This is a genomic window from uncultured Cardiobacterium sp. (assembly GCF_938028185.1).
In the GTDB taxonomy this organism is placed as follows: Bacteria; Pseudomonadota; Gammaproteobacteria; order Cardiobacteriales; family Cardiobacteriaceae; genus Cardiobacterium.
Genome location: NZ_CALJAH010000339.1, coordinates 1 through 12,947, shown reverse-complemented (window position 1 = coordinate 12,947; position 12,947 = coordinate 1). Strand labels below are relative to the sequence as shown.

The 12,947-nt window shown below is 60.1% G+C and carries 10 protein-coding genes; 4 read left to right on the top strand and 6 right to left on the bottom strand.

Annotation, left to right across the window (positions count from 1 at the left end):
* Positions 1 to 329 (bottom strand): GNAT family N-acetyltransferase (locus Q0349_RS09985; protein ID WP_298080755.1); only part of this gene is annotated, 329 nt, incomplete at its 3' end.
* A 121-nt stretch (positions 330 to 450) separates the two neighbouring features.
* Here Q0349_RS09985 and Q0349_RS09980 point away from each other — a divergent pair.
* From Q0349_RS09980 to Q0349_RS09965, 4 genes are all read left to right on the top strand, one after another.
* Positions 451 to 3,282, top strand: a complete 2,832-nt coding sequence (locus Q0349_RS09980; protein WP_298080754.1) for a 2-oxoglutarate dehydrogenase E1 component — start codon at positions 451 to 453, stop codon at positions 3,280 to 3,282.
* A gap of 10 nt (positions 3,283 to 3,292) precedes the next feature.
* Positions 3,293 to 4,447 carry a 2-oxoglutarate dehydrogenase complex dihydrolipoyllysine-residue succinyltransferase gene (gene odhB, locus Q0349_RS09975; RefSeq protein WP_298080753.1) on the top strand — a complete coding sequence of 385 codons (1,155 nt, stop codon included), beginning with the start codon at positions 3,293 to 3,295 and terminating at the stop codon, positions 4,445 to 4,447.
* 324 nt (positions 4,448 to 4,771) lie between these two features.
* A complete protein-coding gene (lpdA, locus tag Q0349_RS09970) occupies positions 4,772 to 6,187 on the top strand; it encodes a dihydrolipoyl dehydrogenase (RefSeq protein ID WP_298080752.1) in 1,416 nt (471 codons plus the stop codon).
* A gap of 357 nt (positions 6,188 to 6,544) precedes the next feature.
* A complete protein-coding gene (locus Q0349_RS09965; RefSeq protein ID WP_366916309.1) occupies positions 6,545 to 7,426 on the top strand; it encodes a LysR family transcriptional regulator in 882 nt (293 codons plus the stop codon).
* Positions 7,427 to 7,465: 39 nt separating this feature from the next.
* On the opposite strand, the gene Q0349_RS09960 is transcribed toward Q0349_RS09965, so the two are convergent.
* From Q0349_RS09960 to gyrA, 5 genes are all read right to left on the bottom strand, one after another.
* Entirely contained in the window at positions 7,466 to 7,843 is a 378-nt protein-coding gene (locus Q0349_RS09960; protein WP_298080749.1) for a hypothetical protein, read from the bottom strand.
* A 127-nt stretch (positions 7,844 to 7,970) separates the two neighbouring features.
* Positions 7,971 to 8,390 carry an organic hydroperoxide resistance protein gene (locus tag Q0349_RS09955; RefSeq protein WP_298080748.1) on the bottom strand — a complete coding sequence of 140 codons (420 nt, stop codon included), beginning with the start codon at positions 8,388 to 8,390 and terminating at the stop codon, positions 7,971 to 7,973.
* Between the two features lie 94 nt (positions 8,391 to 8,484).
* A complete protein-coding gene (locus Q0349_RS09950; protein WP_298080746.1) occupies positions 8,485 to 9,234 on the bottom strand; it encodes a tetratricopeptide repeat protein in 750 nt (249 codons plus the stop codon).
* A 95-nt stretch (positions 9,235 to 9,329) separates the two neighbouring features.
* Entirely contained in the window at positions 9,330 to 10,262 is a 933-nt protein-coding gene (locus Q0349_RS09945; protein WP_298080745.1) for a restriction endonuclease, read from the bottom strand.
* A gap of 282 nt (positions 10,263 to 10,544) precedes the next feature.
* Positions 10,545 to 12,947, bottom strand: a 2,403-nt coding sequence (gyrA, locus tag Q0349_RS09940; protein WP_298080744.1) for a DNA gyrase subunit A, incomplete at its 5' end; no start/stop codon positions are given.

Here is a 12,947-nt window from a genome sequence, read left to right as displayed (position 1 = left end):
GCGCGTTGCAGCATTTCCTGCAAGAGCTTTCTGCCGAGGCCATTGCCGCGTCGCTCTGGCGCGACGTAAATGCTGATTTCCGCGCTGATGCGGTAAGCCGCGCGCGGGTAGTAGTCGCTGAAACTGCTCCAGGCGGCGATGGTGCCGTCCGTGTCTTCGACGACGTAGAGCGGGCGGTTGCCGTGGTGCGCGGCAAACCACGCCTGCCGCGATGCCACGCTCACCGGAGCGAGGTCGGCGGTGGACGCACGGCTTTCGATGGTGCTGTTATAAATGGCGACGATGGCAGGCAGGTCGGTGGCGCGGGCGGGGCGGATGATCCAGGTCATTGTGTTTTTCCTTGTGTTTTTTTGGTGATTTTGGCGTTTTTGCCGTGAGTTTGGCGTTGTCTTTATACTCTGCGCTGCGTATTATAACGCCTGCCTGTTATTTTTTATTTGGGGTTAATGTATGGCTAACTATCAGAATCTAAAGGCTTCTTCTCAGTTGAGCGGGGGCAATGCCGCCTATGTTGAGGCGCTTTATGAGCAGTATCTGGATGCACCGGACAGCGTCTCCCCGCAATGGCGCAGTTATTTTGACGAGGTACGCGCGGGCGGGGCGGACGAGCGACCGCGCCTGCCGGTGCAGGAGCGCTTCGAGGCGCTGGCGCAACTGCCGCCGCTCGCCGATGGCGGTGCGGACAGCGAGGCAATCCGCAAACAGGTCGCGGTGCTGGCGCTGATTTCCGGCTATCGCGCGCGCGGGCATCAGGTCGCCGATTTGTGTCCGATTCATTTGCGCGCACGGCGTGAAGTTCCTGATGTGGATTATCGCTGGCATGGTCTTAGCGATGCCGATTTGGATAGTTTTTTTAATACGGGAACGCTTTTCACCGGCGATATGAAATTGCGCGATATTATTGCGTATTTGGACAAGGCGTATAAGCATCATATTGGCGCGGAGTTTTCTCATATTCATAATACGGATGAGCGCCGCTGGTTGCAAAAGAGATTAGAGCAGGCAGCAAATGGTTATGGAATGTCGGCGGCGCGCAAGAAGGAATTGTTGCAATTGCTCGTAGCTGCCGATGGTCTGGAAAAGTATTTGCACAAACGATTCGTCGGGCAGAAGCGTTTTTCTTTGGAAGGTGGCGATGGTTTGATTCCGCTTTTGGATAATGTCATTCAGCGTCTCGGCAAGAATGGTTCCAAGGAAGTCGGCATTGCGATGGCGCACCGTGGCCGTCTGAATGTGTTAATCAATATTCTTGGTAAGCGCCCTGAGGATTTGTTCAATGAGTTTGAAGGGAAGTATTCGCCGATGGAAGGCCGCAGCGGCGATGTGAAGTATCACATGGGCTTTTCGTCCAGCGTCGGTACGGAAGGCGGCGTAGTCGGTTTGTCGCTCGCTTATAATCCGTCGCATCTGGAGTTTGTCAATCCGGTGGTGCAAGGCTCGATGCGCGCGCGGCTGGAGCGGGTGCAAGAGGCGCGCCATGCGGAGAGTGTTTTTTCCATCAGCAATTATGCCGTGCCGATTATGATTCATGGCGATGCCGCTTTTGCCGGTCAGGGCATTATTATGGAAACGCTGCAATTGTCGCAGGTACGCGGTTATCGTGTCGGTGGTTCGCTGCACGTTATTGTCAATAATCAAATCGGCTTTACTACTTCCAATCCGCTGGATACCCGCTCGGCAATGTATTGTTCGGATGCGGCGAAATTGATTCAGTCGCCGGTATTGCACGTTAATGGCGATGACCCGGAAGCGTTGGTATTTGCCGCCGAACTCGCTGCCGATTATTTGCGCGAGTTCCAGAAAGATATTTTCATTGATATTGTCTGCTACCGCCGCCTCGGCCATAACGAGGCGGATGAACCGGCGGCAACGCAGCCGATGATGTACAAGAAAATCCGCCAGCATCCCGTTCCGGCACAGGTCTATGCCGAGCGCCTCGTCGCCGAGGGTGTGATTGCCGCGGGCGATTATGAGCAATTGCAGGAGGATTACCGTCAGCGTCTGGAAGCGGGCGATTCGGTCGCGCGACCGCAGCCGCCACGCCCGGATGCCCGGCTGGAGAACGAGTGGAAGGTATTCAGCAAGCCGGACATGGACGCCCCGGTCGAAACCGCTTATCCGGCGCCCGATTTGACCCGCCTCGGCGCGAAAATCTTCACCCCGCCCGCCGGTTTCGCGCCACACCCCATCGTCGCCAAAATGCTCGCCACGCGGGTGGAAATGGCGGCAGGCAAGCAGCCACTGGATTGGGGTACGGCGGAGAATCTCGCCTATGCCTCGCTGATTGAGCAAGGCCATCCGGTGCGCATTTCCGGCGAGGACTGCGGGCGCGGCACCTTCTCGCACCGCCACGCGGTCATTCACGACCAAAACACCGGCGACAGCTACACCGCGCTCGCCCATCTCTACGACGGCCAGCCATCGGCGCGCATCATCGACTCCATCCTCTCCGAAGCGGCGGTACTCGGCTTCGAGTACGGCTATTCCACCTCCGAACCGCAGGGGCTGACCATCTGGGAGGCGCAGTTTGGCGACTTCGCCAATGGCGCGCAGGTGCTGATTGACCAGTTCGTCACCTCCGGCGAAACCAAATGGGGTCGCTACAGCGGCCTCACCATGCTGCTGCCGCACGGCTACGAAGGGCAGGGGCCGGAGCACTCCTCGGCGCGCGTTGAGCGCTATCTGCAACTGTGCGCGGAAAATAATGTGCGCGTCTGCGTGCCGACCACCCCGGCGCAGATTTTCCACCTGCTGCGCAGCCAGGTGCTGGGCAACTTCCGCAAGCCGCTCATCAACATCTCGCCCAAATCGCTGCTGCGGCACAAACTCGCCGTCAGCGACTTGCAGGAACTGGCGAGCGGCGCCTTCCAGACGGTGATTGGCGAGGTGGACGAACTGCTGCCCGCCGAGAAAATCCGCCGCGTCGTCCTTTGCAGCGGCAAGGTGTACTACGACCTGCTGCAAAAACGCCGCGACGAAAACCTGCGCGACGTCGCCATTATCCGCGTTGAGCAGCTCTACCCCTTCCCGGAAAAAGCCGTCGCCGCCGCGCTCGCGCCCTACAAAAACGCCGACATCATCTGGTGTCAGGAAGAACCGCGCAACCAGGGCGCGTGGCGGCAAATCTACGAATCACTCGCCCCGGCGCTGCCCGGCGGCAAACGCCCGCATTACGCCGGCCGCGCCGCCTCGGCATCGACCGCCGCTGGCTACCTGAAAATGCACAACGCCGAACAGGCCGCGCTGGTGCGCGACGCACTCGGCATCACGGACAAACAATGAGGAAACCCACATGACAACAGCAGTAACCGTCCCCGCCCTGCCCGAATCCGTCGCCGACGCGACCCTCGTCAACTGGAACAAAAAACCCGGCGACAGCGTGCGCGAAGGCGAAAACCTCGTCGATCTCGAAACCGACAAAGTCGTGCTCGAAATGCCCGCCCCGGTCAGCGGTGTGCTGAAAGAAATCACCGCGCAAGACGGCGCGACCGTTACCGGCGGCGACATCATCGCCTACATCGAAGAAGGCGCGGTTGCAGACGCCCCGGTCGCCGCCGCTCCCGCTGCGGAAAAAACCGCCGCCCCGGCCGCAGCCGCCCCCGCCGCTACCGACGACAAGGCGCTCAGCCCGGCCGCACGCAAACTTGCCGCCGAAGCAGGCGTTGCCGCAGGCGACATCGCTGGCAGCGGACGCGGCGGTAGAGTGACCAAAAACGACGTCAAACAGCACCTCGCTGGCGGCAGCCGCCGCCACGAAGAGCGCGTGCCGATGACCCGCCTGCGCAAACGCATCGCCGAACGCCTGCTGGAAGCGCAGCACAACGCCGCCATGCTCACCACCTTCAACGAAGTGAATATGCGCGCGGTGATGGCATTGCGCAAAAAATACCAGGACGCCTTCGTCGCCAAAAACGGCGTCAAACTCGGCTTCATGTCCTTCTTCGTCAAAGCCGCCGTTGAAGCGCTGAAAAAATACCCGGCGGTGAACGCTTCCATTGACGGCGACGACATCATCTACCACAACTACTGCGACATCGGCATCGCCGTCTCCTCGCCACGCGGCCTCGTCGTCCCTATCCTGCGCAACGCCGAACTGATGGGCTTTGCCGACATCGAAGACGGCATCCTCGACTACGCCGCCAAAGCCAAAGACGGCAGCCTCGCCATCGAAGACATGACGGGCGGCACCTTCACCATCACCAACGGCGGCACCTTCGGCTCAATGATGTCCACGCCGATTATCAACCCGCCGCAAAGCGGCATCTTGGGAATGCACAACATCGTTGAGCGCCCCATCGCCGAAAACGGCCAAGTCGTCATCGCGCCGATGATGTACATCGCGCTCTCCTACGACCACCGCATCATCGACGGCCGCGAAGCTGTCGGCTTCCTCGTTGAAATCAAACAACTCATCGAAGACCCGGCACGGCTCATCCTCAACCTGTAACAACCCCAAAACGCCCCCTCCCCCTGTGGGGGAGGGCTGGGGTGGGGGCTGCCCGCATACCTTGCTGCTAACAAAGCAGCCCTATCGTCCAAACCATTTACATACACCTGAGCGCTCAAGTGTGTGTATCACGAAAAACCGCTCGCGAATCGACCGCTGAAGTACAAATCACAACCGAACGGCTCCCTCCCCCTGTGGGGGAGGGTTGGGGTGGGGTTAGCCCGCATACCTCGCTGTTCTATAGCCATAGATGTAGGTCGGCCATTTATGGCCGACAACAAAAAACGTCGGACATAAATGCCCGACCCAATCACGGAACTCCCCATGAACTACGACATCATCATCATCGGCGGTGGCCCCGGCGGCTACGTCGCCGCCATCCGCGCCGCCCAACTCGGCTACAAAACCGCCTGCGTCGAAGCCGCGTCCACCCTCGGCGGCACCTGCCTCAACGTCGGCTGCATCCCCTCCAAAGCGCTGCTCGAAAGCACCGCTCTCTACGAAAAAGCGCGGCACGACTTCGCCGCGCACGGCATCAGCACCGGCGACGTCAAACTCGACATCGCCACGATGATTGCCCGCAAAAACGACATCGTCAAACAACTCACCGGCGGCATCGAACAACTCTTCAAAGCCAACGGCATCGACTGGCTCGCCGGGCGCGGCCGCCTCCTGCCGGGCAAAACCGTCGAAGTCACCGCCGCCGACGGCAGCGTCGAAAAATACCAGGCAAACCGCGCCGTCATCCTCGCCTTCGGCTCAATTCCGGTGGACATCCCCGTCGCCAAAATGGACGGCGAGCACATCGTCAGCTCCAGCGAAGCCCTCTCCTTCAGCGCCGCACCAAAACGCCTCGGCATCATCGGCGCGGGCGTCATCGGCCTTGAACTCGGCAGCGTCTGGCATGCCGCCGGCAGCGAAGTTGTCATCCTCGAAGCGGTAGATGACCTACTGCCGATGGCAGACCGCCAACTGGCGCGCGAAGCCGCTAAAGCCTTCAAAAAACAAGGACTGGACATCCACCTCGGCGCCAAAGTCAGCGGCGCGACGGTGAAAAACGGCGCAGTCGAAGTACAGTACCAAGACAAAAACGGCGCGCAAACCCTCACCGTGGATAAACTCCTCGTCGCCGTCGGCCGCAAACCGAATACCGCTGGCGTCATTGACCCCGCCTGCGCCGTCAAACTGGACGCGCGCGGCTACATCGAAGTGGACGACCACTGCGCCACTGCCGAGCCGGGCGTCTATGCCATCGGCGACTGCGTGCGCGGCGCAATGCTGGCGCACAAAGCGAGCGAAGAAGGGGTGATGGTCGCCGAAATCATCGACGGCCAGGCCGGCCACGTCCGCTACGACCTCATCCCCGCCGTCATCTACACCCACCCCGAAATCGCCTGGCTCGGCCAGAACGAAGAACAACTGAAAGCGGCGGGCGTCAACTACCAAAAAGGCGACTTCCCCTTCGCCGCCAACGGTCGCGCCAAAGCGCTCGGCGCGGCGGAAGGCTTCGTCAAAATCCTAGTCGATGCCGACAGCGACGAAATCCTCGGCGCGCATATCATCGGCCCCAGCGCCTCCGAACTCATCCACGAACTGGTGATTGCGATGGAATACTACGCGGCGAGCGAAGACATCGCGCGCAGTATGCACGCCCACCCGACACTGGCCGAAGCCATCCACGAAGCCGCGCTCGCCGTGGAAGGCCGCGCCATCCACAAGGCGAACCCGAAACGGCGATAAAGACTACGCTTGCTGCGAACGCCGGACTGCGGGCGCCCGCAGAACGGCGCCCTCCTCCAAATCTCCCCCGCTGCGGGCTCCACCCTGCAGGAAAGGGAGATTTTTCAATTGCAAACAGCCTGCCATAGGGTGCGCCTCGGCGCACCGTCCGGAGCATGGCGACGATTGTGCGGCGGTGGGGCAAGCCCCACCCTACGAACAGCTCGCCGCAGGCCGCACGCGTTTGCCGCTGCCAAAATGCCCGCGTGCGTGTCGGCTCGCCGCCACAGACCCTACGCGCTACGAACAAAATCATGTGTTATGACCAATGGTAAACAGCGTCTGGGGGATAGCCACAATTACAAGGAAAACGGGATGATGGATGATTTGAAGCCGTTGCTTGTTTTTGCCGCCGTGCTTGAGCACGGCAGCATGAATGCCGCGGCGCAGGCGCTCGCAATGACGCCGTCGGCGGTGAGTCAGCACATCGCGCGGCTGGAGCATCTGCACGGAGTCAAGCTGCTGCACCGCAGTACCCGCCGCGTCAGTCCGACCGAGGCGGGGGCGACGCTGGCGCAGTATTGTCGCCGTCTGAGCGCGACGCTGCGCGATACCCGCCTCGCGCTGGACAATCTGAAAACGGACATCGCGGGCGAGGTACGCCTCGCCGCGCCGACCAGTATGGCGACGGCGCCCGCGTTTCAGTGCGCGCTGCAACGGATTGGCGAGGAACATCCGGCGCTGCAGCTGCAACTGCATTTTGGCGAAGCGCTCGCCGATTTGCGCAGCGGCGCGATTGACATCGCCCTGCGCGGCGGTGAACACGCGCTGGACGCGCCCGATTTGGTCGCACGCCATCTCGCCGACTGGCGCTGGATTATTTGCGCCGCGCCCGCCTGGCTGGAGCGCGCACCGCCTATTGTCTCGCCTGCCGATTTGGGCAAGCAGCGCTGGTTGCACCATTTGCCGCTGCGGCGCGAAATGCGGCGGGGCGAGGAGCGCTTTTTGCTTGATATTGAGGACAGTCTTTATTGCAACCAGCTCGCGGCGGTGCGCAATTTGTGCGAGGCGGGGCTGGGACTGGCGCTGATGCTTGACGGCGAGGCAGCGGGCGCGCTGCGCAGCGGGCGGTTGCGACAGGTGTTGCCGGAGTGGTCATTTGCCACGGCGGCGATTCATGCGGTGACACCGCACCGGGTACAGGCAGCGAAGGTGGCAGCGGTGCTGAAGGTGTTGCGCGCGTGTTTTGCGCAGGCATGAAAAAGGCGGGGTTGTCCCCGCCTTTGCTGTTGCAGTCGCTCAATACGCGCAGACTTCCACCGTTTCGGCATCAGTAGAAAAGTGCGGCCCTGCTTCGATGCCGACCGTAATAAAGTATTTCCCCTTCTTTTTGTTGAGAAATTCGTATTGATTGCCCGTTTCGCTGATGCTGACGGGCGTCAGTTTGCTGCCGGGTCCCCTGACGCTTTTCAGGTCGGGGCCATCAAGCAGTTCAATGGTGAATTTCTGCCGGGCTTCCAGCACAACGCTGAAGGTTTTTCCTGTACCTGTGATATTGCCCCTCCAGGTGCCGCAGTAACTGCCCTGGGCAAATTTGAGCGGAATGGGTGTGGCTGCGACGCTGGCGAGGCAGCAGGCGACAAGCGCGGGCATGAGGAGATGGCGCAGGGTTTGCATGGGTAGCTCCAAGTTGGGTTGGGGATTCGTTGCGGATTTTACCGTGATGTGGCGGCTATGGGCGGCAGCTGCTGCGCAGGTATGAAAAAGGCGGGGTTGTCCCCCGCCTTTGCTGTTGCCGGATGGCTTATACGTTGACGTTAAGCGCGACGTCGATGTTGCCGCGGGTGGCGCGGGAATACGGGCAGACTTCGTGTGCCTTGGCGACGAGCGCTTCGGCAGCGGCCTTGTCCAGACCGGGCAGGGCGATGTTGAAGACGACGCCGAGGCGGAAGTTGTCCTGCGCGTCTTTGCCGAGGCTAACGTCGGCATCAATGGCAAAGCCTTGCGGCAGCGCCAGTTTTTCGTTGCCGGCGACGAGACGCATCGCGCCCATGAAGCAGGCGGCGTAACCGGCGGCGAAAAGCTGTTCCGGATTGGTGCCGTTGCCATTACCGCCCAATTCTTTCGGCGGGGCGAGCTTGACGTCGAGCTTGCCGTCGTCGCTTTTGGCAGCGCCATCGCGGCCGCCGGTGACGTGAGCGTGTGCGGTGTAGAGTGTCGTCATGGTGGATTTCCTCTTGTGGGTGAATGGAGCGCGCATGGTAGCCCGCTTTGCGGGTGGATGCCAGAAAGTTGGGATTCGTTTTTATTGATGGTGCTCAAATCTGTGGATGTTTCGCCCGCTGTTGGCGGATGTATTCCAGCTCGTGGCGCGAGCGCTCGTCCTGCGGGTCTTCCTTCAGCAATTTCTGGTAAATCGCCTCGGCTTCCTGCCAGCGGCCACGCTCGGTCAGGGTGAATGCCAGCCCGCGTTGCGCCGCCGCCGACATTTTCTGCCGCACCGCCGGTTCTTCAATCAGCTGGCTGGACTCCGCCGCCTTCTCAAAATCCGCCGCCGCAGCCTGCCAGTTTTTCTCGCGCTGGTAGTAATAGCCGCGCTCGTTCAGCGCCTGCGCGTTATCCGGGCGCAACGCCAGCAGTGCGTCCAGGTCGGCCTTGCCCGCCGCCAAGTCGCCCAGTTCGTTGTGCGCATAGGCGCGCAGGAAATACAGCTCCGCCCAGCGCGGGTCAATGATGTACGCCGCCTTGCCCTCGTTCGCCGCCATCACCAGGTAAAGCATCGTCTCGACGTTGCCGGAGGCGGCGTAACGCTGGCGCGGGTCGGCGGCAAAATATTTTTCGTACTGCGCAATCGCCTGATTGAGCAGCGGCAACGCCTCGTTCGCCTTGCCGGCGAGCAGCAACTGCCCCGCCTGTTCGTGCAGCCGCGCCACTTCCGGCGTCAGTGCGACACCCGCGCCGCCGAGAACAACCTGCTTGTCGTCCGCACCAACGTGTGGCGCGTCAAAGGTCTCGCCGTGGGCAAGCGCGGCAGCGAGCGCCAGGGTTAATAACAGGGTTTTTTTCATGTATGGCTCCTTGTGTTGAGTCGGGTTGTTTTACATACAGGATAGCGGGGAAGATGTATGTAAGGGAGGGGCTCCGGGCGCGCCTCGTGTTTGTATCAGTTCAATTCCGCGTCGTCAAAGAAGTCTTCGTCGATGGAGATGATTTCCAGGGTTTGCCGTACCTGGATGCCTACTTTGTAGCGAATCATCAGGGTGGCAAGTTCTTGTCCGTCTATCAGGATGACTTTGCCCAGTAATTTTTGTGCGAAACTTTTGGCGCTTTGGGTAAAGCGCGAGGCGGTGATGAATACGCCGCGCTCTACGCCTTGCCCTTGCAAGGCACCAACAAATTCCCGGATTTCTTTTTCGCCAATGCTGTTTTTTTCGGCATAACGCTTCGCCTGGATATAGATATTTTGGATGCCAAGCGGGTCTTGTTTAATCACGCCGTCAATGCCGCCATCGCCTGTTTTGCCAACGTGTGCGGCAAGGTTTTCTTTGCCGCCGTAACCCATTGCCAGTAATACTTGAATAACGGCGCGCTCAAAGAATGCCGGGGATTCTTCGCGCAGGCGGGACAGTAATTCTATGGCGGTATGGTCTTCAATTTCTTGTACGGCACGCATGGCGATGCTGTCCGGCGGTTCTTTGTCGTTGTTTTCCGCTTCGTCTGTTTCCGCCTGTGCGTTATTTTGTTTGCGTTCTTGCAGGGATTGTTGGTAAGCATCCCATTGTGGCAAACCGTTAAGGTCTTTTTCAGACAGGCTTTCCGCGTTTTTCCATTTTTCGGCTTGCTGTTTACCAAGCTCTGTTATTTGGCAAGTTCCCCGTTCGGGGCGGATTAAAACGCCCGCATGGCAAAAACTTGAACACGCCCAGCCAATACGGTTTTCTGCCCGTTGCTGACCGGATGCCAGTCTTTCTGCCAGTGCAGACTCGCTTAATTGTGCCAATTGGCAAACTTCTTCAACAAGTTCGCTATATTTGCGTTTCTTGCCATCCGACATAACTCGTAAAACGTAAGGGCGAAACTGATCCAGTGTGAGCATTGCTCGCTGATTTGTGGATTGTTGATCCATGGTATTGTCTCTAAATTAAGGGTATTTGAAATAAGTAAGTTGTGTACTTATGCGTGGCTTTTTTGTCGTTGGCCATGAATGGCCGTCCAACGCTTTTTGTTCAAGGCGGTTTGGTGCGGGTGGGTCTCCGCCCCAATGTTCCCTGGTGTAGGGTGGGTCTTGACCCACCGTCCAAAAACAACATCGGCGGCAACAATATTTAACCCCACCCCAGCCCTCCCCCACGGGGGGAGGGAGCATATCGGCGGTTGTTTATGTCTCGTCGCCGCCGTTTTCTTCTGCCGCGTTGTCATCGCCGTCGCCGTCTTCGTTCTCGGCGACGATTTTGGCGACGGCTATCAGTTTTTCGTGGTCAGTGGTGCGGATGAGGCGCACGCCTTGGGTGTTGCGGCCGCTGGTCGAGATTTCGGCGACGCGGGTGCGTACCAGGGTGCCGTTGTCGGTGACGAGCATGATTTGTTCGTCTTCTTGGACTTGCACGGCGCAGACTGCCTGGCCGTTGCGTTCGCTGCAGGCGATGGAGATGACGCCTTTGGTGCCGCGTCCTTTTTGCGGGTAGTCGGCGACCGGGGTGCGTTTGCCGTAGCCGTTTTCGGTGATGGTGAGAATGTCGCCTTGTTCTTCGACGACGCAGAGGGCGATGACGCGCTGGCCGTCGTCAAGGTTCATGCCGCGCACGCCGGTCGCGTCGCGTCCCATGCTGCGCACGCTTTCTTCGTTGAAGCGCACCGCTTTGCCCGCGTCGGAGAAGAGCATGATGTCGCGGCTGCCGTCGGTGCGGGCGACGTCCACCAGTTCGTCGTCTTCGCGCAGGTTGATGGCGATGATGCCGATGCTGCGCGGGCGCGAATATTCGGAGAGCGGGGTCTTTTTGACGGTGCCGCTTTTGGTGGCGAAGATGAGGTATTGGTCGTCGGGGTAGTCGCGCGTGGTGAGGACGGCGTTCAGGCGTTCGCCCGGCTCGAATGGCAGGAGGTTCACCATCGGTTTGCCTTTGGCGTTGCGCCCCGCCTGCGGCAGTTCATAGACTTTGAGCCAATAGACTTTGCCCCGGTTGGTGAAGCAGAGCATGGTGTCGTGGGTGTTGGCGACGATGAGTTGTTCGACGAAGTCTTCGTCTTTGACCGCCGTTGCCGATTTGCCTTTGCCGCCACGGCGCTGCGCTTCGTAGTCGGCGAGCGGCTGCGCCTTGATGTAGCCTTCGTGCGAGAGGGTGATGACGCGGTCTTCTTCGGCAATCAGGTCTTCGAGCGAGAGGTTCAGGTGGGTGTCGAGGATTTGGGTGCGGCGCACGTCGTTGAACTGGTTTTTGATGTCGAGCAGTTCTTCTTTGATGACGGCAAGCAGGCGTTCCGGTACTTGCAGGATTTCGAGCAACGCTTCGATTTCGTGGATGATTTCTTGGTATTCGCTGATGATTTTGTCTTGTTCGAGGCCGGTCAGGCGGTGCAGGCGCAGGTCGAGGATGGCTTGTGCCTGTTCGGGGGTGAGATTGTAGTGGTCGCCGTGCATGCCGTATTGTTTGCCAAGGCCGTCCGGGCGCGAGTTTTCCGCGCCGGCGCGGGCGAGCATGGCGGCGACTTGTCCGGCAAGCCATGCTTTGGCCAGCAGCGCTTCTTTCGCCTCCGATGGGCCTGCGGAGCGGCGGATGAGTTCGATAATTTCGTCGATGTTGGCAAGGGCGATGGCGAGGCCTTCGAGGATGTGCGCCCGTTCGCGCGCTTTGCGCAGCTCGTAGATGCTGCGGCGGGTGACGACTTCGCGGCGGTGCGCGATGAAGACTTGCAGCGCTTCTTTGAGCGACAGCAGGCGCGGCTGGCCGCCGACCAGCGCCATCATGTTGATGCCGAAGACGACTTGCAGTTGGGTGAGCTGGAAGAGGTTGTTCAGGATGACTTCGGCGACTTCGCCCCGGCGCAGTTCGATAATCATGCGGATGCCGTCTTTGTCGGATTCGTCGCGCAGCGCGGTGATGCCGTCGATTTTTTTCTCTTTGACCAGTTCGGCGATTTTGCCGAGCAGGTTGGCCTTGTTCACTTGATACGGCAGTTCGTCAACGACGATGGTTTGTTTGCCGCTGTTGTCGTCGGTTTCGATATGGGTTTTGGCGCGGATGTAGATGCGGCCACGCCCGGTTTCGTAGGCTTCGCGAATGCCTTTCGCGCCGTTTATCAGCGCGCCGGTGGGGAAGTCGGGGCCGGGCAGGTAACGCATCAGCGCGGCGGTGTCGGCGTCGGGGTGGTCAAGCAGGTGCAGGCAGGCATCGAGCGTTTCGCCGAGGTTGTGCGGCGGCACGTTGGTCGCCATGCCGACGGCGATGCCGGAGCTGCCATTGACGAGCAGGTTGGGCAGGCGCGTCGGCAATACGGTCGGCTCCTGCTGGCTGCCGTCGTAGTTCGGCGCGAAATCAACGGTTTCTTTTTCAATGTCTGTCAGCAGGCTGTGCGCGATTTTCGCCATGCGCGCTTCGGTGTAGCGGTAGGCGGCGGGCGGGTCGCCATCGAGCGAGCCGAAGTTGCCCTGGCCATCAACCAGCGGGTAGCGCAGCGAGAAGGGTTGCGCCATGCGGACGAGGGTGTCGTAAATGGCGCTGTCGCCGTGCGGGTGGTATTTCCCCATGACGTCGCCGACGATGGTCGCGGATTTCACATATTT